Origin of the sequence: Burkholderia sp. RF7-non_BP4, assembly GCF_001521935.1 — a bacterium.
GTDB classification, from domain to species: domain Bacteria; phylum Pseudomonadota; class Gammaproteobacteria; order Burkholderiales; family Burkholderiaceae; genus Burkholderia; species Burkholderia diffusa.
The window spans coordinates 110,755-137,608 of record NZ_LOTA01000077.1; the positions used below are offsets into that span (position 1 = coordinate 110,755).

Here is a 26,854-nt window from a genome sequence, read left to right on the forward strand (position 1 = left end):
AACGCCTGGTGTACGTCACGAAGCCTTGCGGCCGCATGTCGTGACGCGTGTCATGCCGGCGGATGAAAGGCGACGACCTTGTTCCGGCCGGTCGCTTTCGCGTAATACAACGCCTCGTCGGCAGCCTTGATCACGGCGTCGGCCTCGGCATCGTGCTCGGGCGTCCAGCTCGCCAGGCCGATACTGGCCGTGACGTGCCCGTGTTCGCTGCCGGCGTGTTCGAGCGGCAGCCCGTCGATCGCCGCGCGAATCCGCTCGGCAATCTGGGCGGCCCCCGGCTCGGACGTATCGGGGAGCAGCACGACGAATTCCTCTCCGCCGTAGCGGGCCGCGGTATCGGCCGGCCGTCGGATGTTGTCGCCGATGCAGCGTGCGACCGCGGCCAGCGCGTCGTCGCCCGCCTGATGGCCGTAGGTATCGTTATAGGCCTTGAAGCGATCGACATCGACGAACAGCAACGAGAAAACCGATCGTGCCCGCCGCGCGCGACGCCATTCGCGATCCAGCACTTCCGCGAAGCTGCGGCGATTGTTCAGGCCGGTGAGACCGTCGGTGCGGGCCAGCAGCACGAGTTCCGACTCGGCGCGCATCCGGTGCCGCAGTTGCGTGCCGAGCATGAAGGACACCGTGATGAACGCGGCGCCGAAGGTCGCCACCAGCGCGCCGATCGTCACGGCCCGGTGCCGCCATGCCGCATAGATATCCTGCTCCGCTTCCGCGACCATGATGATCAGCGGCAGCTTCGGCAAGTGCCTGAAGTAGTAGAGACGACGCACGCCGTCGAGCACCGAGGTTTCGGAGAACACGCCCTCGCGCGCGGCCTGGAACCGCTTGAACGTCGCGGCCTGGCTGATGTTGCGACCGATGGTGCGGACGTCGTACGGCTGACGCATCACCATCACGCCGTCGTTGCCGATCAACGAGATCGATCCATGTTGTCCGAGCGACAGGCCGGCAAACAGGTGATGGAAATACTCGAGGTTGACCGCGATGAGCACGATGCCGGCAAACGAGCCGTCGGGGTTCGAGATCCGCCGCGTGAGCCCGATGCTGGGCGAACCACCCCGCAGGCGGGAGATGAACGGGTCGCTGACATAGAGCCCGACATCCGGATTGTCGCGGTGGACGGTGAAGTACTTGCGATCGGCGAAATTGCCGTGGCGCGGAACGTCGTTGGCCGAATCGAGGACGATGTTGCCGCCGGCGTCGAGCACCAGCATCGAGCCGAGAAACTGTGCCGTCATCGCGTTATCGAACAGCACCGCGCGCCGCAGGCTCGCAGGCGCCGTCATCACGTCGTGACGTTGAAGCCGGGCGATGACCGCCTGCAGCGACAGGTCGTAGAGTTCGAAATTGCGTTCGATGTCGCGCTCGGCGATCAGTCCCAGATTGCGGGAAGTTTCGCTCGCCCGCTCGAGCGCGTCGTTGCGGCTCTGGAACAATTGCAGCACGCACAGACCCATGAGCGCGCAGGCGATCACGATACCGATCACGACGATCGTCTGGGGAGCCGCCGACCTGAAATGCATGTGTCTCCTCGATGATCACGCTCGTGCGCGGCGCACGACGCGATTACTTCATACTAAATAACGCGCGATGGCATATCAAGCGGGGGATCCACCGGTCACGGCGCGCCAAAGGCATGCGATGGCGGGTGTTGCCCAACCGGCCCTCACACGTCCGGGTCCGGAATCCTCGCCGACTGGATCACGACCAGCGTATCGCCCGCCTCGATCCGGCACGGCGGATCCTCGTAGAACGAATGGATCTTCCCGCAGCGATCGAGCCCGACGACGATCGCGCCCGGCACGACGTTCGTCATGCAGCCGATCTCGTGCGGCAATGCCTCGCGCTCCAGCAGCGTCGCCCGCCCGCGCGTTGACAGCATGTCGTTCACGAACGGCACGATGTAGCGGCTATGCACCGCGTCCGCGAGCAGCAGCGCGCCGATCTTCGTCGACGACACGATGACGTCCGCGCCCGCCTGGCGCAGTTGCCGCTGATACAGGTTCTCCTGGATCCGCACGACGATCTTCGTCTCCGGCGCGATGCTGCGCACCGACAGCGTCAGCAGGATCGCGGTCGGGTCGTCGGTCACCGAGATGATCACGGCCTTCGCCGCGCGCACCTGCGCCTGCTGCAGCAGATCCTCGTGCGCGGGATCGCCGAGCAGCCCGGTCACGCCGAGCGACGTCGCGGCCTCGAGCGCCTGTTGCTGCGCATCGATCACGATGATCGTCGACGGATCGACGCCGCTTTCGAGCAGCTCGCGCACGGCGATCGACCCCGACAGGCCGTAGCCACATACGACGATGTGATCGGACAGTTGCTTCTGCAGGCGTTTCATGCGGAATTCCTCGATGACGCGCTGGATCACGAACTGATAGGCCGTGCCCAGAAAGATGAACCAGATGCCGATGCGGATCGGCACGATGAAGAACGCGTCGATCAGACGCGCGCGCGCGGTGACCGGCACGATGTCGCCGTAGCCGACCGTCGCGACCGTGACCATCGTGAAGTAGACGAGGTCCGCGACGTTCATCGGCGTGCTCTTGGTCGAATCGCGCAGGCCGTCGCGATCGAGATACAGCACGAGAAACGCGAGCATGCACAGCACCACGACCGCGCCGAGACGAAACAGCAGCGTACGCCGCGGCGACGTCGCCGGACGCGTGAACAGCGTGCGCGCACGCGGCGCCCGCCATGGGTCGCGCGCGCGACGCAGGCGTGAGCGCAGCGAGCGGCGCTTGTCGGTGGGCGTTGCCAACGGGAAATCTCCTGAAGATTGCGGGCTCGATTCTACGACGGGAACACGCGGGCGCGTCCGCTACAGCATGCTGCGCGGTCGGACCATCGTCCCGTCGGCAAAACGCCGTGCACGGAACGCCGACAGGTCGAGCGACGGCTCGCCCGCATCGACCCATTCGGCCAGCAGCCGCCCGACGATCGGCCCCATCGCGAAGCCGTGCCCGCAGAAGCCGGTCGCGATCGCGAGCCCGGACGGCGTGCCGGGCGCGTCGATCACCGGAATCCCGTCGGGCAGCACGTCGATCAGGCCGGCCCAGGCCTCGACGATCTGCGCGTCCTTCAGCGCGGGAAAGATCGTCTTCAACTTCGCGAGCGCGCGCGGCGCATGCGCGCGATTCGGCTGCGGCTGCGGATCGCGCGGCTCGATCGGGCCGGCGCCGCCGCCGATGCGCGCGCAGGCATCGCGCCACGCCGCCGCATTCAGATGCAGCCGGAACTTCTCGCGCTGCGACCAGAACTCCGGCCAGAACAGGCTCAAGCCGCGCAGATGGCCGAGCGTCAGGTCGACGTCGACCTGCATGTCGTCGGCAAGGTTGATCGTGCCGTTCCTGCGTTGCCGAATGCCGAGGCCGTGGCCCCAGATCGTCGATGCGGACACGTCGGGCAGCACGTTGGTGCGCATGCAGGTGCCGCGCACGGCCTGTTGCGGCAGCCGGATACCGACACCGTCGAGCAGCCGGAAGCTGGTCGCGCCGGCCGCGCAGATCACGCGCCGGGTGCGAATCGTGCCGCGCTCGGTCACGACGCCGACGACCGCGCCGCCGGCCGTCTCGATCGCCGTCACGCCGCAGCCTTCGAAGAAACGCGCGCCGGCTTCGGTCGCGCGCGCCGCGAATGCGGCGGCCACGCGGCGCGGCTCGGCCTGCCCGTCGGTCGCCGTATACAGCCCGCCGAGCGTGCGCGCTTGCGTCGCCAGGCCGGTCACGCGCGCGTCGATTTCCGCGCGTGTCAGCGTGCGCGTGTCGAGCCCGTATTCGCGTGCGACGGCGAGCCATGCCTGGAACGATGCCCAGTCGTCTTCGTTGTCCGCCATATAGAGGCAACCGCCCTGGCGCCATTCGAGATCGAAGCCGAGCGCCTGCTCGAGCCCTTCCCAGATCCGCATGCCGGCCATCATCAGCGGCACTTCGGCGGACTCGCGGCCTTGCTGCCGCACGAAGCCCCAGGCACGCGTCGATTGCTGGCCGGCGATGCGCGACTTGTCGAGCACGACGGCCTTCAGGCCGCGCAGGCCGAGGTAATAGGCGGCCGCGCAGCCCATGATGCCGGCGCCGGCGATCACGATGTCGGCTTCGGCCGGAAACGCCGTGTCGGCGTGCGTCAATGCGTCATGCAGCGGATAGGTTGTCGTCATTGTTCTCTGTTGGCGTCGATACGTCGGGCGCGGCCATCCACGTTCGCGATAGCGTGCACCGGATCAGGCGGTCGGGTTCCGGACAAGGCCGGCGAATGTTCGGGACGCTCGATGAACGGTCCGGCATCGGCCCTGCCGCCGGTCGTTTTTGCTCATCGGCCGTCCCCATTTTTTCGCCTTGACGGCGCTATGTTACCGCGCGATAAACTGTACATCCATACAGTGTCGCTGCAGTAAAAATGATCCTCCCTCCATTCGATCCCCCGAAGCTGAACGACCTCACCGAATGGTGGACGAAGTGCACCTACGCCGACGTACAGCGCCTGATACTCGAAGTGCAGCACCTTCGCCTGACGCTGTGGGAACTGAAAGCGCACGTCGCGGATGCGTCGCGCCGGATCCGCGTGCTCGATCCGGCCATGCTCGCGCATGGCTCCGCGCTGCGGCGGCTCGGCTATCTGCTCGACAAGGAGATCGAACGCGCGAATCCGATCGGCCGCACGCGCGACGTGTATGCGCCGTTTTCGGATGAGTGGCGCGCCCGCGAAGCGCTGCGCTGTGCATTGCGTGCACGGCCGGAGCCCGCGGAAGCCGGCACGCTCCCGCGCGCGATTCCGGAATTTCAGCGCGTCACCTGGGCGGAGCTTCGCGATCGCTGGCGTCACCTGAGCGACAAGCAATCGACCCGCCAGAACATCGAGCAGCGCATGGTGCTCGAGATCGCGCGCCAGCGATCCGTGGTCCTCGCGCGCGCGAGGAAACTCGTCGATGCCGCGATAGCCGAAGCGGCGGCGGAAGGCAAACAGCTGTTCGCGCTCGATCAACTCAAGCGGCTGCTGTCGGTCGAGCGGGAGGATGGCGAACCGTTCACGTACATGCCGGCGTAGGTCGACTGCATTCGGCCGCCATCGATCGATGGTCGCGCCGGCGCGTGCGCGATCTATCGGTTCGCACTTCTCAACAGATGGAACATGGGGGAGCGCCGTGCAATCGACGATCCTGCGGTGCTTCGCCGATGCCATCCACGCCGGGCATTCGGAACGTCCGTCGTGCTTTTCGCCGTGAATCAGCGTGCCGGCGCTGCACGGGCGAACGACACGCTACGCGTAGCGGCTCAGCCACTCCTCGGAGAACTTCTTCGCATAGGCGACGGCATCCGCTTCGGTATCGAATTCGCCCAGCTTGCGGAATGCCGCCTCGCGGCTGAAACCCAGCTTCGTGACCTCGACCTGGGCGGCGTACTTGCCGTCCTCCGTCACGCGCGGTTCGCAGTTCATCTCGTACCCGCGCATCACAAATTTCTTCTGCATCGCTTCAACACTATTTTGAGACGGCGAAATCGTAGCATGGGCCCGCGCCGCATTCACCCCGCTCCCGAAACGGGGCAGCATCGGTTTCATTAGAGTAAACCGTCAAACGATCCGCGTATAAGATGCGCTGCGTCGAGCCCGACGCACGACGTCCTGTAAAAATTTGTCGCGCTCAGGATGGCCCGATGCCGCGATTCCAATCACGAACGTGCCCTGCTCTGGTGCATTTCGTTGGCAGCGCGATGCGATTCCGTACTGCCGGACGAGGAATCCTGTCCCGGCCCCGCGCGATCCGCGCCTGAAGGTTGCGAACGGGCCAGCAGCGCATGGCACACGCCGCCGGATCGCGCGTAACGTCGTGACACACCTTTCACAGAAACGCACCTTTTGCGCCATGGAATGGCAGTCGTTTTGCGGTAAAGTTATCTTTTCCGCGCGTGGCCGGTCGGCTCGCCCCCTGGACGTCGTCAAGACTGTCCGCCGAGACTGCCGCAAGGCGTCGTTCTGAACGTCACGATCCGTTCCCGTAGCATGACCACTGAAGCAATCACCACGGATTCCCTCGCGGTTGCCGAGCGCGTGCGCGAGTTGATGACTCGCAACGGCATCGGCAAGCGCCAGCAAACCACCGAGCTGTGCCGCATCCTCGACCTGAGCTTTTCGCAAGGTCACCGCAAACTGCGCGGCAGCAGCCCCTGGACGCTCGCGCAGATCAAGAAAGTCGCCGAAGCGTACGGCGAGCCCGCCGCTCAACTGTTCGGCGCGCAGACGCTCGACCCCGGCATGGTCGGCGCCTATTCGCAGGAAGCCGTCCTGTACGCCGGTGTCGCCGAAATTCCGTGCACCGCCTGGATCGGCGCGCCGCTCGAAGCCGGCGCGCGCCCCGAGTTCGTCGCGTACGAACAGAACGGCCGCTGGCGCGTGCTGCGCCACACGGGCGTGCTGTACCAGAACGCGTACGACGTGCACAAGATCGAGATCTATCCGCGCCGCGCGGAGAGCGACAAGCTCGTCGTCGCGGTGATCGATCCCGATCGCGTCAGCGCGACCGAGCTGTGCCGCTATCTCGAGCGGCAAGGTTTCGCGACGGCCGCGTTCGACGGCCTCGCGCCGTTCGTCGACGCGCTGCAGGGCCAGGCGTTCGATGCGGTCGTCACCGAATGGCTGTTCGACGACAGCACGGCCGCCACCGCGATCAAGGCGGTGCGCACGTCCGACAATCCGGGCGCGCCCATCTTCGTGCTGACGGGCGACCTGCTCACGGGCCGCGCGAGCGAAGCGGACATCAGCGAAGTGATCCGCGCATTCGACGTCGTCTGCTACGAAAAACCCGCACGCATGGCGATCCTCAGCGCCGATCTCGCGAAGCGGCTCGCACGCGGGTAATTCCCGCACGCACGCCCCCTCTTTCGCATGGCGGGCGCCCGCGCGGCGCGGCGGCCGTGAACAGGTTCCTCAGTACAATAGCCGGACCCTGTTCACGACCGGCCTCAGCCGCCCGACTTCATGGCCCGCCTCATTCCCGACGACTGGAAAAGCCTCGCCGCCACCGGTGCGGCCGAACGCGAGCGCGAGACGCTTGCCGCCCTCGAACACGCGCTGCCGGACAGCTACACCGTCTATCACGGCGTGCACTGGACGCGTGCCGACCAGGGCTTCTCGGTGTTCGGCGAAGCGGCGTTCGTCGTCGTGAGCCCGTCCGGCCGCGTGCTGCTGATCGAGCAGAAGGCCGGCTTCCTGCGCGAAACGCCGAAGGGGCTCGTGAAGGTCTACCTGCAGAAGGAGCGCAACGTCCCGATCCAGCTTGCGCGCACGCAGGAGACGCTGCACAGGCGCCTGACAGCCGCGCTCGGCGCGGGCGTCTATGGCGTCGAGGCGCTGCTGTACTGCCCCGACTACTCGATCCGCGAGACGGCGATCGCCGGCGTCGCGGCCGACCGCATCGTCGACGCATCGCGCAAGGCGCAGCTCGCGCAGGCGATCCTGCAGATCCTGCCCGAGCACGACGAACCGTTGCCGAACGCCGCGAAGCTGCATCATTTCCTCGCGGACGAGCTGGCGCTCACGCCCGACACGAGCGCGCTCGTCGGGCAGGCCGGCACGCTCGTCACGCGGCTGTCGGGCGGGCTCGCCGCATGGGCGCGCCAGCTCGAGTTCACGCCGTTCCGCTTGCGCGTGACCGGCACCGCGGGTTCGGGCAAGACGCAGCTCGCCGTGCAGGCGATGCGCGACGCGGTCGCGGCCGGCAAGCGCGTGCTTTACGTATGCTTCAACCGGCCGCTCGCCGACTACATCGCGCGCATCGCGCCGCCCGGCGCGACGATGGCGAACTACCATCAGCTGTGCGACTGGGTGGCCCGCGACGGCGGCTATACGCCCGACTTCGACGCGCCCGGCGCGTTCGAGCGGCTCGAGGCGCGCTTCGCGGAAGCGCCGGTGCCGGAACGCTGGCGCTTCGATGTGCTGATCGTCGACGAGGGGCAGGATTTCCACGCGCCGTGGGCGGCGGCGCTGGAGCGCCTGCTGGCGCCGAACGGCGCATGGTGGTGGCTGGAAGACCCGCTTCAGAACCTTTATCTGCGCGAGCCCGTCGCGCTGCCCGGCTGGGTCACGCTGAAGGCGCTGACGAATTACCGCAGCCCGCGCGACCTGCTCGAATTCGTGCGCGACGTGGTCGGCCGCGTCGAGCCGCTCGCGGCCGAACTGCGCTCGGGCAGCCCGTTCGACGGTTCCGATCCGTCGGTGTCGTCATACGGGGAAGACGGCGCGGCAGGCGACGCGCTCGCCGACGCGTGCATCGACGCGACCAAGCGCGCGATCACGCACGCGCTGTCGCTCGGCTTCCGCAAGCAGGACATCGCGGTGCTGTCGTATCGCGGCCGCGAAAGCTCGGTGCTCGCGCGGCTCGACCAGCTCGGCCCGCATCGGGTCAAGCGCTTCACGGGCAAGTACGACCTGTTCGGCAACCCTGAATATCGCGAAGGCGACGTGCTGCTCGATTCGATCTATCGCTTCAAGGGGCAGTCCGCGCCGTGCGTGATCCTCACCGAGATCGACTTCGACACGCTCGATGCGCGCGCGGCCCGCAAGCTGTTCGTCGGCGCGACGCGCGCGACGATGAAGCTGCTGCTCGTCGCGTCGGCGCGCTCGGCCGCGCAGCTCACAAGCAACTGACGCGGCGGTCGGCGGGCGGCGGGGGCGCGTGGAACCGACGCCCCGCCCGCCGCGCGTCACGCGACGCGGAACGCCCCCACCGCCCGGCGCAAACCGTCGGCCTGCTCCTCGAGCGAAGCGGCGGCGGCCGCCGCCTGCTCGACCAGCGCCGCGTTCTGCTGCGACACCTGATCCATCTGCGACACCGCGCGATTCACCTGCTCGATCCCGTCGCGCTGCTCGTTCGACGCGGCCGCGATCTCGGTCATGATGCCCGTCACGCGGCCGATCGCCTGCTGGATGTCCTGCATCGTCGCGCCGGCCACGCCGACCAGCCGCGACCCCGTCGCGACACGCTCGACCGACTCGCCGATCAGCGTGCGGATCTCCTTCGCGGCCGACGCCGAGCGCTGCGCGAGCGTGCGCACCTCGCCCGCCACCACGGCGAAGCCGCGGCCCTGCTCACCCGCGCGCGCGGCTTCGACCGCCGCATTCAGCGCAAGGATGTTGGTCTGGAACGCGATGCCCTCGATCGTGCCGATGATGTCGGCCACCTTCTGCGAACTCTGGTCGATCTCGTTCATCGTACCGATCACTTCGCCGACGACCGTCGCGCCGCGCGTCGCGATCTCGCTCGCGTTGTCCGCGCATGCCTGTGCCTCGACCGCGTGATCGGCGTTCTGCTTCACGGTCGCCGTCAGCTGTTCCATGCTCGCGGCCGTCTCCTGCAGCGCGGACGCCTGCTCCTCGGTGCGCTGCGACAGGTCGGTGTTGCCGGCCGCGATCTGGTGCGTCGCGGTCGAGATCGCTTCGGAGCCCTGGGTGACCTGACGCACCGTATCGGCGAGGCTGCGCTGCATGCCCGTCACGCCCTTGACCAGCTCGGCCATCTCGTCGCGCGACGACCAGCGCACTTCCGACGTCAGGTCGCCGTCCGACAGGCGGCGGAAATGCGACAGCAGACGGTTCACCGGTTGCGTGATCGCGAAATGCAGGCCGATCGCGCAGCCGAGGCACGCGGCCAGACCGAACGCAATGCCGGCGATCGCGCCCGCGCGCATCCAGCCGTAATAGGTCTGCGCGGTGTCGTAGACGTCCTTGCCGCGCGCGGCCTGGTACGCGTCGAGCGCATCGGTCGCCTGCGTGAGCGCGACCGACAGCGGCGGCGCGACCGTCATCAGCAGCCGGTCGGCATCGTCGCGATGGCCCGCGCGGATCGCGTCGATCATCGGCTTCAACGCCTGTCCGATCAGCGCCTGGCGCGCGGTGTCGAGCCGCGTCGCGAGCGGGCCTTCGTCGCCGTCGTGCGGCATCGTCGCGTAGGTGCGCCACGCGGCGTCGGCCTTCGCGAGATAGTTCTCGGCCTTGCTGACGAGATCGGGCACTTCGGGCGCCTCGGGATGCAGCAGCGCGCGGTCGAGCGTGGTGCGCACGATCGTGAGGTTCAGGTTCGCGGCGGACAGCGCGGTCTTCGCGGCCAGCTCGCGCGTATAGGCTTCATCGAGCGCGCGGTTCGAGCGCTGCATGCCGGTCAGGCCGATCAGGCCCGATACGACGAGCAGCGCGGCGACGAGGCCGAGCGTGGAAAAAATCCGCGTACGGATCGAGAAGCGGGAAAACAGGGCGTTCAGGTTCATGACGGGACGTGAGCGGTAAAGAGTGCCGCGGCAATCGGTCCGCGGCACTCTGGATTACGGTTTGCCTGCAAAAAACTTGAGCCCTGCCTTTTGTCGGGCTGATCGCGATCAATTTTCCGGTCGGCAATCTTCTGTTACCGATGCAACAAATCAAGGCTCGGCAGAAATTGACCAGGCAATGACTTGCCTCTATATTCCGGTCAATTCCCTGCCACGGCAGATATCTCGATGAGAACCGATACCCTCCTTGCCCCACCGGCCGCCGAAGCGGCCCGCCGCGACGCGCCGACCGGGCTGATCGTGGCCGCGCTGCTGCTCGTCATGCTGCTGTCCGCGCTCGACCAGACGATCGTGTCGACCGCGCTGCCGACCATCGTCGGCGAGCTCGGCGGCCTCGACCAGTTGTCGTGGGTCGTCACCGCGTACCTGCTGTCGTCGACGGTCGTGCTGCCGCTGTACGGCAAGCTCGGCGACCTGTATGGCCGCAAGATCGTGCTGCAGGCCGCAATCGTGTTGTTTCTCGCCGGTTCCGCGCTGTGCGGCATGGCGCAGGACATGACGCAACTGATCGTGCTGCGCGCGCTGCAAGGGCTCGGCGGCGGCGGGCTGATGGTCGTCACGATGGCCGCGATCGGCGACCTCGTGCCGCCCGACCGCCGGGCGCGCTATCAGGGGATGTTCGGCGGCGTGTACGGCCTCGCGACCATCATCGGGCCGCTGCTCGGCGGCTTCCTGGTCGAACATCTGTCGTGGCGCTGGATCTTCACGATCAACCTGCCGCTCGGTTTCGTCGCGCTCGCGGTGATCGGCATCGCGTTCCGGCCGCACACCGCGCACGTGAAGCACCGGATCGACTACATGGGCGCGGCGTTCCTCGCGACGGCCCTCACCTGCGTGATCCTGTTCACGAGCGAAGGCGGTTCGCTGCTGCCGTGGTCGTCGCCGCAACTGTGGATGACGCTCGTGCTCGGCATCGTCGCGGTCGGCGGCTTCATCTACGAGGAACGGCTCGCGGCCGAGCCGATCATGCCGCTCGAACTGTTCCGCCAGCGCACCTTCGTGCTGATGAGCCTGATCGGCTTCGTCGTCGGCATCGCGCTGTTCGGTTCGGTCACGTTCATTCCGCTCTATCTGCAGGTCGTGAAGGGCTCGACGCCGTCGCAGGCCGGGATGCAGTTGCTGCCGATGATGGGCGGGATGCTCGCGATGTCGATCGCGAGCGGCCGGCTGATCTCGCGGCTCGGCACGTATCGGCCGTTCCCGATCGCGGGGACGCTGATCGGCGGCATCGCGATGGCGCTGCTCTCGACGCTGTCGCTCGACACGTCGCTGCACACGATGTACGCGTACATGGCGCTGCTCGGGATCGGGCTCGGCATGGTGATGCCGGTGCTCACGCTCGCGGTGCAGAACACCGTCGAATTCCGGCACATGGGGGTCGCGACGTCGGGCGCGACGCTGTTCCGCTCGATCGGCGGCTCGCTCGGCGTCGCCGCATTCGGCGCGCTGTTCTCGCACGGGCTGCAGTCGCGGATCGCGCAGGCACTGCCGGCCGGCACGGAGCTGCCGCCCGCCCTCGGTCCGGCGGCCGTGCACCAGTTGCCGGATGCGGTGCGCGACGCGTACCTGCATGCGTTCGCCGGGTCGCTGCACGTGGTGTACCTCTCGGCCGCGGGCGTGATTGCGATCGCCTTCGTGCTCGCGTGGTTCGTCGAGAGCGCGCCGCTGCGCAAGCATCACTGACCGGCGGGCACGCAGCGGCACCGTGGCTCCGCCGCCTGCCCGCCGGGACGACCGGTCACGACGCGCGGTCCGCCGTCACGGCACCAGCACCACCCCGCCCGTCGTCTGTCGCGATTCCAGCAAGCGATGCGCGTCGGCCGCCTGCTCGAGCGGCAGCCGCGCGCCGATCTCCACGTGCATCCCGCCCGCGAACCGCTCGAGCGTCGCGTGCGCCGCCTCGCGATACCCCGCCACGTCACGCGCGATGAAACCCAGCACGCTCGGCCGCGCCAGCGCGATCGAGCGGGCCGGGCCGAGTTCGTCGAGGTCGATCGTCTGCCGGGCGCCGATCGCGGCAACCTGCCCGATGCTCGCGACCATCCCGAACGGCCGAACCGCGCCGAGCGTACGCGTCAGCACGTCGCCGCCGATCCCGTCGATCGCATAGTCAACGCCCGCGCCGCCGCCGAACGCACGGGCCGCCGCGACGAAATCCGCCTCGCGATAGTCGACCACCACTTCCGCCCCACGCGCGCGCACCAGTGCCGCCTTCGCGGCCGACCCGACCGTGCCGATCACCCGCGCGCCGAGCGCGCGCGCCCACTGCGTCGCCAGCAACCCGACGCCGCCGGCCGCCGCGTGCACGAGGACGGTGTCGCCGGCCGCCACCTGGCGCACGCGGTGCAGCAGCATGTAGACCGTGATGCCTTTCAGCAGCCCGGCCGCGACCGCGTCGTCGCTCACGCCGTCGGGCACCGGCACCACGCGCTCGGCAGACAGCGTGCGCACGCTCGTGTAGCTGCCGGTCGGCAGCCCCGCATACGCGACGCGCTGGCCCGGCACCAGGCCCGTCACGCCGGGCCCGACCGCATCGACCACGCCGGCCGCCTCGACACCGAGCGCGTCCGGCAGGGCCGGCAACGGATGCGCGCCGGTCCTGAAATAGATGTCGACGAAATTCACGCCGACGGCGGTCTGGCGAATCCGCACCTCGCCCGCGCCGGGCGGCACCACAGGCGCATCGAAGCGGCGCAGCACGCCGGCGTCGCCGTAGCGGTCGATCCCGATCCGGGTGGCGGTGGCAGTTTGGGTCATGACGTTCCTCACAATCGAATGATGTGACACGATCATCGCATCGTGCATAATCGATCGGAATTCCCGTTTCACGCCCATCTATTGTGCAAAATTCGACCGATCCGACGCCGGCGCCCGCGCCGCCGATGAGCTGGGACGACCTCCGCTATTTCCTGGCGGTGATGCGCGGCGGCAGCCTGTCGGCCGCCGCGCGGGCGCTGCAGGTCCAACACTCGACGGTCGCCCGGCGCATCGATGCGCTGGAGTCCGCACTCGGCATCCGGCTGTTCGACCGGCTGCCGCGCGGCTGGCCGCCGACCGACGAAGGCCTGCACCTCGCCGAGCATGCCGCGCACGTCGAAGCCGACGTGCATGCGTTCGCGCGCGCCGCGCAGGGGGCGGCAGCGCTCGACGGTGTCGTGCGCGTGTCGGCGTCGCCGGTATTCGCGAGCCACTTCCTCGCGCCGCGGCTCGCCCGCGCGCAGCGCGCATGGCCCGCGCTGCGGATCGACCTGATGGGCGAGATGCACGCGGCCAATCTGTACGCGCGCGAAGCCGACCTCGCGGTGCGCCTGTCGCGGCCGAGCGAGCCGGGGCTGGCCGCGCGCCGGCTCGGCACGATGCGCTTCGCGCTGTGCGCATCGCCCGACTGGGCCGCCGCGCCGCCCGACACCTGGGCATTCCTCGGCTACGACGACGCACTCGCGCAAATGCCGCAGCAGCAATGGCTCGAACGCTTCGCGGCCGGGCGCCGCTTCGCGTTCATCGCCAACGACCTCGCCGCGCTGCATCGTGCCTGCGTGGCCGGCGCGGGGGTCGCGTTGCTGCCGCGCTTTCTCGTCGACACGTCGGCGACGGAGGCGGAGGCGGACGCGGGCACGCCGGCTTTGGCCGATCCGTCGCTGTCGACCGCCGCCGCGCTCGTCGAGTTGACGTCCGCGCCCCGTTGCGATGTCGAGCGCGAGATCTGGCTCGTCGTGCACCCGGACGTGCGGCGCTCGCCGCGCGTGCAACGCGTCGCGGATGCCATCGCCGACGCGGTTCGCGACGCGGACGGCCATTTGTAGGCTCGGCTTCTCCCGACCGCGCGACGCGACCCATGCCTTTACGGCGCGGCCGCGCGGCGGGCATAGTAACGGTTTCGTCCGCCCGCTCCGCCACCATGCCCGCCGCCCCCGCCTGCGTCGTCCGCGACGCGACCGACACCGATCTTGCCGCCATTCACGCGATCTACGCACATCATGTGCGCCACAGCGTCGCGTCGTTCGAGGAGACGCCGCCCGACGTCGACGAACTGCGCGCGCGCCGCGACGCGGTGCTGCGTCACGGGCTGCCCTATCTCGTCGCGGAATGCGACGGCCGCATCGCCGGCTACGCGTATGCGACGCCGTATCGCACGCGCAGCGCGTACCGCCACACGATCGAGGATTCGATCTACATCGACGACGCGCAGCGCGGCCGCGGCATCGGCCGCGCGCTGCTCGCGGCGCTGATCGCGCGGTGCGAGACCGGCCCGTGGCGGCAGATGATCGCGGTGATCGCCGACGGCGGCAGCGGCGGCTCGACGTCGCTGCACAGCGCGTTCGGTTTCGAGCCCGCGGGCGTGCTGAAAGCGGTCGGGTTCAAGCACGGCCGCTGGATCGATACCGCACTGATGCAGCGCGCGCTCGGCGACGGCGCACACACCCTTCCCGCCTCGCCCGAGCCTGTCGCGTCGCGCTAGAATGGCCGCATGCCAAAACAGACTCAAACCATGCCAGACGAGGCCGCACCGGATTCCCGCAACGAGTACACGGTCGACGAACTCGCGCGCGTGTCCGACACGACCGTGCGCAACGTCCGTGCATACCAGGATCGCGGACTGCTCGCACCGCCCGAGAAGCGCGGGCGCGTCGGCATCTACGACGACACGCACGTCGCCCGCCTGAAGCTGATCAACCACCTGCTCGCGCGCGGCTACACGCTGTCGAACATCCAGGACCTGATCATGGCGATCGACGAAGGGCACGACCTGCGTTCGATCCTCGGCCTGGAAAACGCGATCGGCGGCCGCTGGTCGCACGAACTGCCGAAGACCTATTCGCTCGCGCAACTCGCGCAGATGTTCGGCCCGCAGACGGCGTCGCAACTGTCGCGCGTGACCGAACTCGGTCTGCTCGAACGGCGCGGCCTGTCGTTCGTCGCGAAAAGCCCCGCGCTGCTCGAAGCAGCCGCCGCGATGACGAAAGAAGGCATCCCGCCGCGCGAGCTGCTCGACGTGATCAGCCTCGCGCGGCCGCATTTCGACGCGATCGCGCGGCTGCTCGTCGATCTCGTCGTGAAGCGGCTCGACCGCTACGACGCGGGCACGCTGCCGCCGGTCACCGACGTGCCCGCGCTCGTCGACGCGATCTGGCGCCTGCGCCCGCTCGCGGCCGTGTTCGTCGAAGGCGAGACGAACCGCGCGCTCGAGACCGCGGCAAGCGCCTATCTCGGCGGCCGCGTCGCGACGATCCTCGACAGGAAGCTCAGCGACGAAGCCGCGCGCCAGGCCGGCACGCCGGATCCGCAAGACGGCGGCGACAAAGCATAGGACCGCCGGCGTCATATTCATATCGGCAATGCTTCGTTTGCGGGCCCGACCGCCCATGCGACGATTCTTCCAACCGAGCGGCACGCGCCGCTCCCCGAAGACGTTTCGCATGGAGTCCGTTCGATGATTCGTTTCACCCGCTGGATCACCCGCGCCGCCGCGACGGCGCTCGTCGCCGCCGCAGCCACGTCGGCGTTCGCGCAGGGCGGCGCCGACAAGGTCGTGCGCATCGGTTATCAGAAGGCCGGCCTGCTGTCGGTCATCAAGGCGCAGGGGTCGCTCGAAGCGCGCCTCAAGCCGCTCGGCTACAACGTCCAGTGGTTCGAATTCCCGGCCGGTCCGCAACTGCTCGAGGCGCTGAACGCGAACAGCATCGACTTCGGCTATACGGGCGCGCCGCCGCCGGTGTTCGCGCAAGCGGCCGGCGCGCGCTTCGTGTACGTCGGCGCGGAACCGCCGTCGCCGCACAACGAAGCCGTGTTCGTGAAAGCCGATTCGCCGGTCCGCTCGCTCGCCGACCTGCGCGGCAAGAAGGTCGCGCTGCAGAAAGGCTCAAGCGCGAACTACCTGCTGCTCGAAGCGCTGAAAAAGGCCGGCGTGCGCTACGACGAAATCCGTCCCGTGTACCTGCCGCCCGCCGACGCGCGCGCCGCGTTCGAGAGTGGCAACGTCGACGCGTGGGCCGTGTGGGACCCGTACTACGCGGCCGCGCAGAATTCGCTGAAGATCCGCACGCTGTCCGACTACACGGGCCTCACGCCCGCGAACAACTTCTACGAGGCGACGCGTGATTTCGCGGAGCAACATGCCGACGTGGTCGGCGCGATCCTGAAGCAGGCGCGTGAGACGGGGTTGTGGGTCAACGGGCACCCGGCCGAAACTGCCGCGCTGATCGCGCCGAAGGTCGGGCTGCCGCTGCCGCTCGTGGAAACGTGGCTCAAGCGTGTGCCGTTCGGTGCGGTGCCGGTCGACGAGAAGATCGTCGCGGTGCAGCAGGGGGTGGCCGATGCGTTCTACGCCGCGAAGCTGATTCCGCAGAAGCTGAGCGTCGCGGATAACGCGTGGACGGACAAGCTCGTGACAACTGCGCTGGCGGCGAAGTAACACGCGGCGCGCTGCACATTTGGAACAGGCCGACGGGTGCCATCTACTCCAGGAAACGCACATCGGAAGGGACGCACTCGGCCATACCAGGGTCGGAGTGCTTCTCTCCGCGTCGGCTATGCGTCGGGCCAGACTTCCTGGCCTCAAACGGACTGCCAAGTAACACAGTTACAAGTTATCCATTGACTCCGGAATCGCCGGAAGTTAGTGTGTACGCCGAAGTCCAAGAAGTCCGATTGCTGTTCATCAATTTCTCGCTCCCCCAGCGGTATTCGTTGTCCTCTCCCTCCTTGACGCTTCAAGCGCTCTTCAACAGAGCTGATCTTCGTATTGTTTTCTCAAGGAATTATCATGGATACCGGTATCGTCAAGTGGTTCAACGACAGCAAAGGCTTTGGCTTCATCACGCCGAACAAGGGCGGCGACGACCTTTTCGCTCACTTCTCCGAAATCCGAGCCGACGGCTTCAAGACGCTCGCTGAAAATCAAAAAGTAAGCTTCGAAACGAAGCAAGGCCCGAAGGGTCTGCAAGCGGCCAACATCACGCCGCTGTAAGTTTGAAGGGCCCGGCCTCCCGCGACGGATGCCGGGTCGCAGCGACACCCTCACGGAGCATCGTCTCCTAACGTTGGTGCGAACGCTCTTGGCTGCATCTGCTCGTTCAGCATGCTTGCCACGCGCCACATGCCTCGTTGCACTTCACTCTCCCCTCCGGCAGCAACGCCTTTTTTGCGCTTTCCGATTGCTTTAGATTCAGCTCGCAATGGCTTTGAATCGGTGCACATTTCGCACGGCACGGGCGCACTCGAACATCATTAAAATTAAAATGCAAACCAAACGAATTCAACAGTACAACGGCTATGCCGTCCAACCCTCGGCGCATCGCCTGCCCGACGGTAGCTTTTCATCCAACCTCCTGCTCGAACGCACGGACAGTTCGCACGGCGAAGGCCGCTACCAGTTCTATTCACTCGATTACTTCCCGAGCGAAAAACAGGCGCTGCAACACTCGGCACGCTGGGCACGCAACTGGGTCGACACGCGGGGTTAATGGCAACACCATGTAAGTCGGGAAGCACCCTCCACGGGACATGCGCGACAAGCATTCCACCCACCGCCATTGATCCGCCGCAGTTGCGCGCAACACATGAAAGAAGGCCGGCGGCCCGCCGGCCTTCTGCATTGCAGCTCCGTGCCCACCGCCCGCTTCAACGCCCCGCCACCTTCTTCTGCCGCCACAGACACAGCAAATCGCACGCAACATGCGCAGCGGCGATCGCGGTGATGTCCGCGTGATCGTAAGCAGGCGCAACCTCGACGACATCCGCGCCGACCAGATTCACCGCGCCGAGCGCGCGCACGATCGCGAGCGCCTGCGCGGACGACAACCCGCCGGCGACCGGCGTCCCCGTGCCGGGCGCGAACGCCGGATCGAGACAGTCGATATCGAACGTCAGATAAGCGGGCCGCGCGCCGACGATGTCGACGATCCGCTCCACCGCCGCGCGCGGGCCATGCTCATGCACCCACGCGGCATCGAGCCGCTCGATCCCGAGGAAATCGTCGTTCCACGTGCGGATGCCGACCTGCACCGACATCGCCGGATCGATCAGCCCTTCCTTCACCGCCTTGTAGAACATCGTGCCGTGATTGAGGCTGTCCGGCTCGTCGTCGGCCCACGTATCGCAGTGCGCATCGAAGTGGATCAACGACAACGGCTTGCCGTAGCGCTCCGCGTGCGCGACCAGTAGCGGATACGTGATGTAGTGATCGCCGCCGAGCGTCAGCATCTTCGCGCCCGAGCGCAGGATCGTGCGCGCATGCTCGACGATCGCCGGCTTGATCGACAGCGGGTTGTGCGCATCGAACCAGCAATCGCCGTAATCGACGGCCGCGAGATCGTCGAACGGATTGAAGCCCCACGGATACGGATGGAGCTCCGCGAGCTGCACGCTCGCCGCGCGGATCGCGGCCGGCCCGAGCCGCGCGCCCGAGCGATAGGTCGTCGCGAGGTCGAGCGGCACGCCGGAAATCGCGACGTCGACGCCGTCGAGCACGCGCGAATAGTTGCGGCGCATGAACGACAGTACGCCCGCATAGGTGTTTTCGATCGAGGAGCCGTATGGCGTCGTGCGACGGATCGCGCCGTCGCCGTGGAGCAGTTCGGTCATGTCGAACCTGTTGGTCATGAAGACCGGGCCCTGCCATTGCATCGGTGCGCTGGCGGGACCCGGCACGGATTCATTGAAAACGCGGCGGCATGCCCTCGCCGGGCGCGGCCGCCGCGCCGGCCTGCGAACCCTGTAGCGCGGCCGGGCGGGACAACGTCGATACGCGGCGATGATAGCAAGCCGAAATCTCGGCGCTGCCCCGGTTCGACCGGGGCAAACGCATCGGAACAACCGGCGCGGCGGCAGGTGCACCGACGCCGCATGCCCCGAACCCGCACCGCCTCATCGCCGCGCCGTCGCACCATCGCCATGCCGCGCCTAGAAGGATTCGCCGGTTTTTACCCGCCCGTTCTTCCGGATAATGGCCGGCAGCCGCGCCCACGCCGGCGCGCCGTCCACCGCGGACAACAACAATCCGGAGACACCCGCCTTGATCGCCATGCTTCCCGCCACCTATCGCCGGCTCTGGCCGCTCGCGGTCGCCGCCGCGCTGCTGTACGGCCTGTCGCTCGCCGTCGCGCCCTATCCCGGCCAGGCCGTCGCGAAAGCCGCGATGGGCATCCTGCTGCTGGCAGCCGGCAGCACCTGCGCGGCACCGCGCGAACGTGCGTGGCTGTGCGCGGCGCTCGCCACGGCCGTGCTCGGCGACGTGCTGCTCGCGCTGCCCGACTGGCCGCTGTCGTTCGTCCTCGGCCTCGGCGCGTTCTTGCTCACGCATCTGTGTTATTGCGCGATCTTCGTGCGCTGGCGCGCGCGGCCGCACGGCTGGCGCATCCTCGCGCTGATCGGGCTGTGGATCGCCGCGCCGGCGTTCTACGCAGCATTCCTTCCGCACCTGGGCGAGCTGCTCGCGCCGGTCGCCGTCTATATGCTCGTGCTGTGCGCGATGGCGAGCTTCGCGCTCGCGGCCCGCACGCACGGCCCGCTGGTCGCCGTCGGCAGCCTGATCTTCGTGGGCTCCGACACGCTGATCGGCGTCGGGCGCTTCCTCGGCGGCTTTCCCGGCATCGACTACCTGATCTGGGGCCTCTATGCGCTCGCGCAGGTCACGATCGTCGCCGGGGTTTTCCATGAGACGGCCGCTCGCTCGATCCGTCCCCGATAGTGTTTCAAACAGGCCGCCGTGCGTCGGCGGCCTCGTCTGCCGCCTCTCCCGCCCTGCCGACGGCCGTTTCCGCCCATTCCGCAATGCGGAAACCGCTCCGTTCCAAACCCCGCTCAGCCTTTTCCCACGCGGTTTCCGGCCCTTAGAGCGCCGCTTCTAGCCTCTTGCGGTTTCCGGGTTCACCCACTATCGTTACATCAAACAATGTAACATTCGAAAATGAGCCAAATCGGAGACACCCGGATGAATGCTCGCACGTTGCCTTTCGGCCCGCCCGGCCACGACGGCCCGGACGAAACCACCGACATCGCCATCATCGGCACCGGCTTCGCCGGTCTCGGGATGGCCATTCGCCTGCGGCAGACAGGCGTGACCGACTTCGTCGTGCTCGAGAAGGCGGCGTCGGTCGGCGGCACATGGCGCGACAACCATTACCCCGGGTGTGCCTGCGACGTGCAATCGCACGTCTATTCGTTCTCGTTCGCGCCGAACCCGCGCTGGACGCGCATGTTCGCGCCGCAGCCGGAGATCCGCGCCTACCTGGAAGACTGCGTGCAGCGCTTCGGCGTCGGCCCGCACCTGCGCCTGAACCACGAGCTGCAGCGCGCCGAATACGACGAGGCCGCGCAACGCTGGCGCCTCACGTTCGCGAACGGCAAGCGGCTGTCGGCACGCGTGCTGGTGTCGGGGATGGGCGGGCTGTCGCGCGCCGCGCTGCCGGCGATTCCCGGTGTCGAGAACTTCAAGGGGCGCGCGTTCCATTCGCAGCAGTGGGATCACGACTACGCGCTCGAAGGCAAGCGCGTCGCGGTGATCGGCACCGGCGCGAGCGCGATCCAGTTCGTGCCGCAGATCGCACCGCGCGTGAAGGAACTCGCGCTGTTCCAGCGCACGCCGCCGTGGATCATGCCGAAGCCCGACCGCAACCTGACCGGCTTCGAGAAATGGCTGTTCCGCACGCTGCCGTTCACGCAGAAGGCGCTGCGCAGCAGCATCTACTGGATGCTCGAATCGCGCGTGCTCGGCTTCGCGATCCATCCGTCGCTGATGAAGAACGTGCAGAAGCTCGCGCTGCGCCATATCCGCAAGCAGATTCCCGATCCGGAACTGCGCAAGACCGTCACGCCGAACTACACGCTCGGCTGCAAGCGCGTGCTGATCTCGAACGACTACTACCCGGCGCTGTCGCGCAAGAACGTCGACGTGATCACGACCGGCATCGACCATATCGAAGCCGACGCGGTCGTGACGACCGACGGCCGCCGCCATGAAGTCGACTGCCTGATCTACGGCACGGGCTTCCAGGTCGCCGATCCGTTTCCGCGCGGCGCGATCGTCGGCCGCGGCGGCCTCGACATCGTCGACGCCTGGCGCGACGGCGCGCACGCGTATCTCGGCACGACGCTGCCGGGCTACCCGAACTTCTTCATGATCGTCGGCCCGAACACCGGCCTCGGCCACAACTCGATGGTGTTCATGATCGAGTCGCAGATCGAATACATCCTCGGCGCGCTGAACGCGATGCACCGCGAACGCGCGGATGCGATCGAGGTGCGCCCGCTCGTCGAAGCGCAGTTCAACAGCGACCTGCAGGGCAAGCTGAAGAAGGCGATCTGGTCGACGGGCGGCTGCAAGAGCTGGTACCTCGATCCGCGCACCGGCAAGAACACGACGCTGTGGCCGGGCTTCACCTGGCGCTTCCGCCAGGCGACCGCGCACTTCTCGATCGCCGATTACCACGCGTATCGCGCCCCGCATCACGACACGAGCGCGCGGCCCGCCGTCGCGCCCGCCGCTTCCGCTTCCGCCGAAGCGGCCTGAGTCAGACAAGGAGTCACCGACATGAGAGATTTCGCCAACAAGGTCGCCGCGATCACGGGCGCGGGCTCGGGCATGGGCCGCTCGCTCGCCGTGCAACTCGCGCAGGCCGGCTGCCACGTGTCGCTCGCCGACAAGAACGGCGTCGGCCTCGCCGAAACCGAACGGATCGTCCGCGCAATCGCGCCGAACGTGCGCGTGTCGACGCACGTGCTCGACGTCGGCGACCGCGACGCGATGTTCGCGTGGGCCGACGACACCGCGCAGGAACACGGCAAGGTCAACCTCATCTTCAACAACGCGGGCGTCGCGCTGTCGAGCACGATCGAAGGCATGGAATACGGCGATCTCGAGTGGATCGTGAACATCAACTTCTGGGGCGTCGTGCATGGCACGAAGGCGTTCCTGCCGCACCTGAAGGCGTCGGGCGACGGTCACGTGATCAACACGTCGAGCATCTTCGGGATCTTCGCGCAGCCGGGGATGAGCGGCTACAACGCGACCAAGTTCGCGGTGCGCGGCTTCACCGAATCGCTGCGGCAGGAACTCGACATGATGAAGTGCGGCGTGTCGGCCACCTGCGTGCATCCGGGCGGCATCCGCACCAACATCGCGCAATCGAGCCGCGTCGCGAAGAACATGGTCGGCTTCATCGTCGAGAGCGAGCAGCAAGGCAAGGACAGCTTCGAGAAGTTCTTCATCACGACCGCCGACGACGCCGCGCGCACGATCCTCGCCGGCGTGCGCAAGAACAAGCGCCGCGTGCTGATCGGCCGCGATGCGAAAGCGGCGGACTGGATGGCGCGCACCCTGCCGGCCGCGTACCAGGCGCTCGTCGTGCTCGCGACGCGCCGCGAGGCCGCGAAGGCCCGCCGCGCGGCTGGCCGCTACGGCGCACCGGCGGCCGCACCGCTTCACGCCACCTACAACAATGCAGGCAATCAGGGAGGAGAACAATCATGAGGACCCCGAACATGATGCCGGTGCGGCGCGACATCCGTTTCGCGCTGCCGCCCGAACGCGCGAAGGACTGGCACGTCCAGGGCGTGCCCGTCACGCACTTCATGAACGCGCTGTCGCTGCTGTTCCCGGCCGGCGAGCGCTTCTTCATGGATTCGGTGCGCAATTACCGCGACCGCATCGAGGATCCGGAGCTGAAGAAGCAGGTGCTCGGCTTCATCGGCCAGGAAGCGATGCACACGCGCGAGCACATCGAGTACAACGACCTGCTGCAGTCGTCCGGCCTGCCCGCGCACAAGCTCGACAAGCGGCTGTGGACGATCCTCGGCTTCTTCAAGAAGACGCTGCCGCATTCGATGCAGCTCGCGATTACGATCGCGCTCGAGCACTACACGGCGATCCTCGCGAACCAGCTGCTGTCGGGCCACGAACACCGGATCGACGGATCGGTCGAAGGCTATCAGCAGATGTGGATGTGGCACGCGATGGAGGAAACCGAGCACAAGGCGGTGTCGTACGACGTATGGAACGCCGTGATGAAGCCTGGCCTCGGCAGCTACCTGCTGCGCACGGGCACGATGTTGACGACGACGGTATTGTTCTGGGCGATCGTGTTCGACTTCCACGTTCGCCTGATGCGCGCGCACCGTCGCGAACACGGCAGATTCGGCGGCATGTGGCGCCTCGTGAAGTACCTGTACAGCCCGAGGCACGGCGTGTTCCCGAGCATCGCGCGCGAATGGCTCGACTACTTCCGCCCGGGCTTCCATCCATGGGACCACGACAACCATCAGTACCTGCAAGGGCTCGACACGCTGCTCGCGAACATCGACGCGACCAACGCGCGCCATGCCGCGCAGGCCGCCCCGCGACGCGTGCCGCTGCATCCGGTTCCGCAGGCATGACGTCATGGCGCGCGCACACGAGATGCTGACCGTCCGCTCCGGCGACGTGAAACTCGCCGTCTACGTCAGCGGACCGCGGCGCGCGCCGCCGCTGATCCTCGTGCACGGTTATCCCGATTCGGCGGCCGTGTGGGCATCGGTTCGCGCGCGACTCGCGAAGCGCTATCGCGTGATCGCGTACGACGTGCGGGGCGCCGGCGCGTCCGATGCGCCGCGCCGCCGCGCGGACTACGCACTTGCGCGGCTCGCGGAAGACCTGAAGGCGGTGGCCGACGCGACCTGCGGCGACCGGCCGTTCCATCTGGTCGGCCACGACTGGGGGTCGATCCAGTGCTGGGAGGCCGTGACCGATCCCGCGTTCCGCGGCCGGATCGCGTCGTACACGTCGATCTCCGGCCCGTGCCTCGACCACGTGTTCCGCGCGAAGATGCGGCTCCGGCAAAGCCTGAAGTCGTGGTACATCGCGTTCTTCCATCTGCCGGTCCTGCCGTCGCTGGTGTGGCGCCTCGGCGGCGCCGCGCTGTGGCCGCGCTGGCTGCAGCTGACCGAGCGCGTGCGGCCGGAGCGCGACCCCGCGCAGTTGAAGAACGCGCTGAACGGGTTGCAGCTTTACCGCGCGAACTTCCTCGCGCGGGCGAGAAAGCCGCGCGAGCGGTATGCGCAGGCGCCGGTGCAGATCCTCGTGCCAGTGCGCGACCGCTACGTGACGCCCGAAATGTCGGTCGATCTCGATCGCTGGCTCGGGGAGCACGTGCGCGAGGAAATCGACGGCGCGCACTGGATCGTCATGCGTAATCCGGAGTTGATCGCGGCGCGGATCGACCGGTTCGCGGCGGTGTATGAGAGGCCAGCGGTTGCGGTAGCGGCAGCTCGAGCGGCGGTTCAGCGCATGCAGGCGGAAGCGATGCTTAACCAGGTCAATCCCGACCAGCGATACCGCGTCCATGATAGCCCCCTGAATGGACAAAATCCTCACTCCGCGTAGTCCACTGAGTGAGGATCGGGCTGACCATCCTCCATCCTATTAGGCCCAGCCGAACTCAAATCCGCTCTGACGCATCCCCAACGCCAGGTCAGAAGTTAACCCGGCCCCATTCATGAAATGCGGCTTGCCATGAGGACTGCCTGGCCTCGTGTCACTCCGCCAGCCATCCAGCCTCGCCCTTTGGCCAGGGTACCGCCATGGCTGGTGGTATCCGCGGCTATGCATCGAAAGTAAGCCAAACCAAGTTCTTTGAGGATCGGTGCATATCCATGGGCGTCATGGCGCAGTGCGCGACTCGCGGTCCATGGCGGGCGGCCATTCCACCTTGGGCGCCAGCCGTAGTGCCAGGTTGTAGGGCGGCACGTCGTTGACGTCGCGCGATTCGACTTCGCTGGGATTCAGTCCGTTGCATCCGTGCTGCATATAGGCGCACACGTAAGCCCATACGTTGCTGGTGTTGCCGGCGCGCGAGCTCAGTTCGAAACGATCAATCACCTCATGGGTACCGGGTTTCACCACGGCGATGGAGACGCCCTCCTTGACGATCAGGGCGCCGTTGGCGGTCACCCCGCGCACCTTCCATTGTTCCGCGCGCAGATCATCCCAGTCATAGCTCGCCGTGGTGACGTACCAGCGGGCGAAGGGATTCCACCAGACCCGATGGAAGCCGTAGACATAAACTTTGCGGCGGGAACGGTTGAAGCGTATGGGTAGATCGCGAGGAGGTGCAACATCAGCACGAATGGAAAATAGCATTGCCCATACACATAAAGAAGTGCAAATTATCGCGAAGAGCGAGACCAATATAACTTGCCCTTCAGCATGAAATAGTGGCGCAAAAATCGCACGCACCATATTTTTTGTGCTTAGGAATAGCCAAATTGCAGGAAATGCTGAAAGCCACAACATAGTCCCTCGCATGCCGGAAGTATTGCGTGGCAATTCCAAGCATATGGAGTTGAGAGATGTCGGTGCGAACCAACGCAAGGTCGGTGCTTCTTCGATCGGCTCGTTGGGCCCCGGGAGATCACGCTGCCAACCGGTACAGGGCGGGTTGAGCTTGGGACGTGCCATTACTGCACCTCCGTCAGGGCCACCTGGGCAGAACCGCTTTCGTCGCTTCTGTCGGGCCAATAGGTCATCGTCAGCGTGGCCGACTGAATCCCGCCAACGTGATCCGGTTCGTAGTGGCCCCTCCGAACAGGGCTACTTTTGGTCAGTTGGCCTTCTGTCACTAGGGTGTAATCCGGCCGCGGAATCGCCGTTGGCTTAGTCGGTTCAACGTCAATATTCGCCTGGCTTGAAACCAGCACCTGCGTGCTGATTTCCGGCGTGCGGCGACCGCTCCGGCTTAGGCCAAGCCGCTCTACTTCCAGCGTAAAGCGGTAGCCTGAATAGGCGGGATCGTAACCGGGCAGCATCGCACCCTGCCCTGTGGTTTCGTGAGAAGGCATGGGCGTCATGGCGCAGTGCGCGACTCGAGGTCCATGGCGGGCGGCCATTCCACCTTGGGCGCCAACCGCAGTGCCAGGTTATAGGGTGGCACGTCATTGACGTCGCGCGACTCGACTTCGCTGGGATTCAGTCCGCTGCACCCGTGCTGCATATAGGCGCACACATAGGCCCATACGTTGCTGGTGTTGCCGGCCCGCGAGCTCAATTCGAAACGATCAATCACCTCATGGGTACCGGGTTTCACCACGGCGATGGAGACGCCCTCCTTGATGATCAGGGCGCCGTTGGCGGTCACCCCGCGCACCTTCCATTGCTCCGCGCGCAAGTTGTCCCAATCGTAGCTCGCCGTGGTGACGTACCAGCGGGTGAAGGGATTCCACCAGACCCAATGGAAGCCGTAGACATAGGCCTTGCGGCGGGCGCGGTTGAAGCGAATTGGAAGATTTCGGGGGGGAGATATATCCATACGGTAAAAGACACAAGTGCACCACGCCCCGAAGATGAACATTGCAGAAGTTATAATTATTTCGATTAACAACCCGATGAAGTCATACATATCATTTGGGACCGTTATGAGCCCCCAGACTATGACAACGACCACTCCAAGTGTGGTTGTCGCTATCAGACCAGCAAACCAAATCATCAATCCTCGTGGACTTAACGTATCGCGCGAAATTTCAACGCAAACGTCATCGAGATGCGTGGGCGCGGACCAAAGCAA

At 66.7% G+C, this 26,854-nt stretch carries 26 protein-coding genes; 15 read left to right on the plus strand and 11 right to left on the minus strand.

Features of this window, described 5'->3' with window-relative positions:
• Positions 1–50: 50 nt before the first annotated feature.
• The 3 genes from WS49_RS24045 to WS49_RS24055 form a co-directional block, all read right to left on the minus strand.
• Positions 51–1,529 (minus strand): sensor domain-containing diguanylate cyclase, encoded by a 1,479-nt coding sequence (locus WS49_RS24045; RefSeq protein ID WP_059533976.1) that lies wholly within the window; start codon positions 1,527–1,529, stop codon positions 51–53.
• Positions 1,530–1,672: 143 nt separating this feature from the next.
• A complete protein-coding gene (locus WS49_RS24050; protein ID WP_059533978.1) occupies positions 1,673–2,767 on the minus strand; it encodes a potassium channel family protein in 1,095 nt (364 codons plus the stop codon).
• 60 nt (positions 2,768–2,827) lie between these two features.
• Positions 2,828–4,162, minus strand: a complete 1,335-nt coding sequence (locus tag WS49_RS24055) for an NAD(P)/FAD-dependent oxidoreductase (protein WP_059533980.1) — start codon at positions 4,160–4,162, stop codon at positions 2,828–2,830.
• 239 nt (positions 4,163–4,401) lie between these two features.
• On the opposite strand from WS49_RS24055, the gene WS49_RS24060 reads away from it, so the two are divergent.
• Positions 4,402–5,049: a hypothetical protein gene (locus tag WS49_RS24060; protein WP_059533981.1), complete on the plus strand. Its 648-nt coding sequence runs from the start codon at positions 4,402–4,404 to the stop codon at positions 5,047–5,049.
• A 213-nt stretch (positions 5,050–5,262) separates the two neighbouring features.
• Here WS49_RS24060 and WS49_RS24065 read toward each other — a convergent pair whose 3' ends face one another.
• Positions 5,263–5,472, minus strand: a complete 210-nt coding sequence (locus tag WS49_RS24065; protein ID WP_059464641.1) for a hypothetical protein — start codon at positions 5,470–5,472, stop codon at positions 5,263–5,265.
• Positions 5,473–6,003: 531 nt separating this feature from the next.
• On the opposite strand from WS49_RS24065, the gene WS49_RS24070 reads away from it, so the two are divergent.
• A complete protein-coding gene (locus WS49_RS24070) occupies positions 6,004–6,858 on the plus strand; it encodes a helix-turn-helix domain-containing protein (protein ID WP_059464640.1) in 855 nt (284 codons plus the stop codon).
• Between the two features lie 120 nt (positions 6,859–6,978).
• Positions 6,979–8,646, plus strand: coding sequence for an ATP-binding domain-containing protein (locus WS49_RS24075; RefSeq protein WP_059533982.1), 1,668 nt, complete (start codon positions 6,979–6,981; stop codon positions 8,644–8,646).
• A gap of 56 nt (positions 8,647–8,702) precedes the next feature.
• On the opposite strand, the gene WS49_RS24080 is transcribed toward WS49_RS24075, so the two are convergent.
• Positions 8,703–10,262 (minus strand): methyl-accepting chemotaxis protein, encoded by a 1,560-nt coding sequence (locus tag WS49_RS24080; protein WP_059533983.1) that lies wholly within the window; start codon positions 10,260–10,262, stop codon positions 8,703–8,705.
• Positions 10,263–10,490: 228 nt separating this feature from the next.
• Between WS49_RS24080 and WS49_RS24085 the strand changes: the two genes are divergently transcribed.
• Positions 10,491–12,005 carry an MDR family MFS transporter gene (locus WS49_RS24085; RefSeq protein WP_059533985.1) on the plus strand — a complete coding sequence of 505 codons (1,515 nt, stop codon included), beginning with the start codon at positions 10,491–10,493 and terminating at the stop codon, positions 12,003–12,005.
• A 75-nt stretch (positions 12,006–12,080) separates the two neighbouring features.
• On the opposite strand, the gene WS49_RS24090 is transcribed toward WS49_RS24085, so the two are convergent.
• On the minus strand, positions 12,081–13,079 hold the full coding sequence (locus tag WS49_RS24090; RefSeq protein ID WP_059534025.1) for a quinone oxidoreductase family protein: 999 nt from the start codon (positions 13,077–13,079) through the stop codon (positions 12,081–12,083).
• 125 nt (positions 13,080–13,204) lie between these two features.
• Between WS49_RS24090 and WS49_RS24095 the strand changes: the two genes are divergently transcribed.
• The 6 genes from WS49_RS24095 to WS49_RS24120 all read left to right on the plus strand — a co-directional run bounded on the left by WS49_RS24095 (position 13,205) and on the right by WS49_RS24120 (position 17,785).
• Complete coding sequence (locus tag WS49_RS24095; protein ID WP_059534027.1) at positions 13,205–14,125, plus strand: LysR family transcriptional regulator; 921 nt, start codon at positions 13,205–13,207, stop codon at positions 14,123–14,125.
• Positions 14,126–14,220: 95 nt separating this feature from the next.
• Positions 14,221–14,781: a GNAT family N-acetyltransferase gene (locus WS49_RS24100; RefSeq protein WP_059533987.1), complete on the plus strand. Its 561-nt coding sequence runs from the start codon at positions 14,221–14,223 to the stop codon at positions 14,779–14,781.
• 9 nt (positions 14,782–14,790) lie between these two features.
• Positions 14,791–15,630, plus strand: coding sequence for a MerR family transcriptional regulator (locus tag WS49_RS24105; RefSeq protein ID WP_059533989.1), 840 nt, complete (start codon positions 14,791–14,793; stop codon positions 15,628–15,630).
• Between the two features lie 123 nt (positions 15,631–15,753).
• On the plus strand, positions 15,754–16,734 hold the full coding sequence (locus WS49_RS24110; RefSeq protein WP_059533991.1) for a sulfonate ABC transporter substrate-binding protein: 981 nt from the start codon (positions 15,754–15,756) through the stop codon (positions 16,732–16,734).
• A 351-nt stretch (positions 16,735–17,085) separates the two neighbouring features.
• On the plus strand, positions 17,086–17,289 hold the full coding sequence (locus WS49_RS24115; protein ID WP_059533993.1) for a cold-shock protein: 204 nt from the start codon (positions 17,086–17,088) through the stop codon (positions 17,287–17,289).
• A gap of 271 nt (positions 17,290–17,560) precedes the next feature.
• Positions 17,561–17,785: a hypothetical protein gene (locus WS49_RS24120; protein WP_059533995.1), complete on the plus strand. Its 225-nt coding sequence runs from the start codon at positions 17,561–17,563 to the stop codon at positions 17,783–17,785.
• Between the two features lie 157 nt (positions 17,786–17,942).
• Here the strand turns inward: WS49_RS24120 and speB are convergent, their stop codons facing one another.
• Both speB and WS49_RS36180 read right to left on the minus strand, forming a co-directional pair.
• Entirely contained in the window at positions 17,943–18,905 is a 963-nt protein-coding gene (gene speB, locus WS49_RS24125) for an agmatinase (protein ID WP_059534029.1), read from the minus strand.
• 318 nt (positions 18,906–19,223) lie between these two features.
• Positions 19,224–19,346, minus strand: coding sequence for a hypothetical protein (locus WS49_RS36180; protein ID WP_257127688.1), 123 nt, complete (start codon positions 19,344–19,346; stop codon positions 19,224–19,226).
• On the opposite strand from WS49_RS36180, the gene WS49_RS24130 reads away from it, so the two are divergent.
• From WS49_RS24130 to WS49_RS24150, 5 genes are all read left to right on the plus strand, one after another.
• A complete protein-coding gene (locus WS49_RS24130; protein ID WP_059534031.1) occupies positions 19,336–20,010 on the plus strand; it encodes a lysoplasmalogenase in 675 nt (224 codons plus the stop codon). The genes WS49_RS36180 and WS49_RS24130 overlap by 11 nt on opposite strands.
• A gap of 243 nt (positions 20,011–20,253) precedes the next feature.
• Positions 20,254–21,831 carry a flavin-containing monooxygenase gene (locus tag WS49_RS24135; RefSeq protein ID WP_059533997.1) on the plus strand — a complete coding sequence of 526 codons (1,578 nt, stop codon included), beginning with the start codon at positions 20,254–20,256 and terminating at the stop codon, positions 21,829–21,831.
• Positions 21,832–21,852: 21 nt separating this feature from the next.
• Positions 21,853–22,791 (plus strand): SDR family NAD(P)-dependent oxidoreductase, encoded by a 939-nt coding sequence (locus tag WS49_RS24140; protein ID WP_059533998.1) that lies wholly within the window; start codon positions 21,853–21,855, stop codon positions 22,789–22,791.
• Positions 22,788–23,693, plus strand: a complete 906-nt coding sequence (locus tag WS49_RS24145; RefSeq protein WP_059534000.1) for a metal-dependent hydrolase — start codon at positions 22,788–22,790, stop codon at positions 23,691–23,693. Before WS49_RS24140 ends, WS49_RS24145 begins: the two co-directional genes overlap by 4 nt.
• A gap of 4 nt (positions 23,694–23,697) precedes the next feature.
• Positions 23,698–24,678 (plus strand): alpha/beta fold hydrolase, encoded by a 981-nt coding sequence (locus tag WS49_RS24150; RefSeq protein WP_257127689.1) that lies wholly within the window; start codon positions 23,698–23,700, stop codon positions 24,676–24,678.
• 276 nt (positions 24,679–24,954) lie between these two features.
• Here WS49_RS24150 and WS49_RS36185 read toward each other — a convergent pair whose 3' ends face one another.
• The 3 genes from WS49_RS36185 to WS49_RS24165 all read right to left on the minus strand — a co-directional run.
• Complete coding sequence (locus WS49_RS36185; RefSeq protein ID WP_257127690.1) at positions 24,955–25,752, minus strand: DUF6708 domain-containing protein; 798 nt, start codon at positions 25,750–25,752, stop codon at positions 24,955–24,957.
• On the minus strand, positions 25,752–26,141 hold the full coding sequence (locus WS49_RS24160; RefSeq protein WP_059534007.1) for a hypothetical protein: 390 nt from the start codon (positions 26,139–26,141) through the stop codon (positions 25,752–25,754). Before WS49_RS24160 ends, WS49_RS36185 begins: the two co-directional genes overlap by 1 nt.
• Positions 26,138–26,854: DUF6708 domain-containing protein (locus WS49_RS24165; RefSeq protein ID WP_257127691.1), on the minus strand; the 717-nt coding region annotated here is incomplete at its 5' end. The genes WS49_RS24165 and WS49_RS24160, both read right to left, overlap by 4 nt.

Excerpts from the sequence above, each read along its gene's own strand:
- WS49_RS24105 (WP_059533989.1), top strand. The coding sequence starts at position 14,791 with ATGCCAAAACAGACTCAAACCATGCCAGACGAGGCCGCACCGGATTCC.
- WS49_RS24145 (WP_059534000.1), top strand. The coding sequence starts at position 22,788 with ATGAGGACCCCGAACATGATGCCGGTGCGGCGCGACATCCGTTTCGCG.
- WS49_RS24080 (WP_059533983.1), bottom strand. The coding sequence starts at position 10,262 with ATGAACCTGAACGCCCTGTTTTCCCGCTTCTCGATCCGTACGCGGATT.
- WS49_RS24095 (WP_059534027.1), top strand. The coding sequence starts at position 13,205 with ATGAGCTGGGACGACCTCCGCTATTTCCTGGCGGTGATGCGCGGCGGC.
- WS49_RS24065 (WP_059464641.1), bottom strand. The coding sequence starts at position 5,472 with ATGCAGAAGAAATTTGTGATGCGCGGGTACGAGATGAACTGCGAACCG.
- WS49_RS24085 (WP_059533985.1), top strand. The coding sequence starts at position 10,491 with ATGAGAACCGATACCCTCCTTGCCCCACCGGCCGCCGAAGCGGCCCGC.
- WS49_RS24075 (WP_059533982.1), top strand. The coding sequence starts at position 6,979 with ATGGCCCGCCTCATTCCCGACGACTGGAAAAGCCTCGCCGCCACCGGT.
- speB (WP_059534029.1), bottom strand. The coding sequence starts at position 18,905 with ATGACCGAACTGCTCCACGGCGACGGCGCGATCCGTCGCACGACGCCA.
- WS49_RS24110 (WP_059533991.1), top strand. The coding sequence starts at position 15,754 with ATGATTCGTTTCACCCGCTGGATCACCCGCGCCGCCGCGACGGCGCTC.
- WS49_RS24070 (WP_059464640.1), top strand. The coding sequence starts at position 6,004 with ATGACCACTGAAGCAATCACCACGGATTCCCTCGCGGTTGCCGAGCGC.
- WS49_RS24045 (WP_059533976.1), bottom strand. The coding sequence starts at position 1,529 with ATGCATTTCAGGTCGGCGGCTCCCCAGACGATCGTCGTGATCGGTATC.
- WS49_RS24060 (WP_059533981.1), top strand. The coding sequence starts at position 4,402 with ATGATCCTCCCTCCATTCGATCCCCCGAAGCTGAACGACCTCACCGAA.
- WS49_RS24100 (WP_059533987.1), top strand. The coding sequence starts at position 14,221 with ATGCCCGCCGCCCCCGCCTGCGTCGTCCGCGACGCGACCGACACCGAT.
- WS49_RS24150 (WP_257127689.1), top strand. The coding sequence starts at position 23,698 with ATGGCGCGCGCACACGAGATGCTGACCGTCCGCTCCGGCGACGTGAAA.
- WS49_RS24115 (WP_059533993.1), top strand. The coding sequence starts at position 17,086 with ATGGATACCGGTATCGTCAAGTGGTTCAACGACAGCAAAGGCTTTGGC.
- WS49_RS24090 (WP_059534025.1), bottom strand. The coding sequence starts at position 13,079 with ATGACCCAAACTGCCACCGCCACCCGGATCGGGATCGACCGCTACGGC.
- WS49_RS36180 (WP_257127688.1), bottom strand. The coding sequence starts at position 19,346 with ATGGCGATCAAGGCGGGTGTCTCCGGATTGTTGTTGTCCGCGGTGGAC.
- WS49_RS24135 (WP_059533997.1), top strand. The coding sequence starts at position 20,254 with ATGAATGCTCGCACGTTGCCTTTCGGCCCGCCCGGCCACGACGGCCCG.
- WS49_RS24140 (WP_059533998.1), top strand. The coding sequence starts at position 21,853 with ATGAGAGATTTCGCCAACAAGGTCGCCGCGATCACGGGCGCGGGCTCG.
- WS49_RS24055 (WP_059533980.1), bottom strand. The coding sequence starts at position 4,162 with ATGACGACAACCTATCCGCTGCATGACGCATTGACGCACGCCGACACG.
- WS49_RS36185 (WP_257127690.1), bottom strand. The coding sequence starts at position 25,752 with ATGGCACGTCCCAAGCTCAACCCGCCCTGTACCGGTTGGCAGCGTGAT.
- WS49_RS24160 (WP_059534007.1), bottom strand. The coding sequence starts at position 26,141 with ATGACGCCCATGCCTTCTCACGAAACCACAGGGCAGGGTGCGATGCTG.
- WS49_RS24120 (WP_059533995.1), top strand. The coding sequence starts at position 17,561 with ATGCAAACCAAACGAATTCAACAGTACAACGGCTATGCCGTCCAACCC.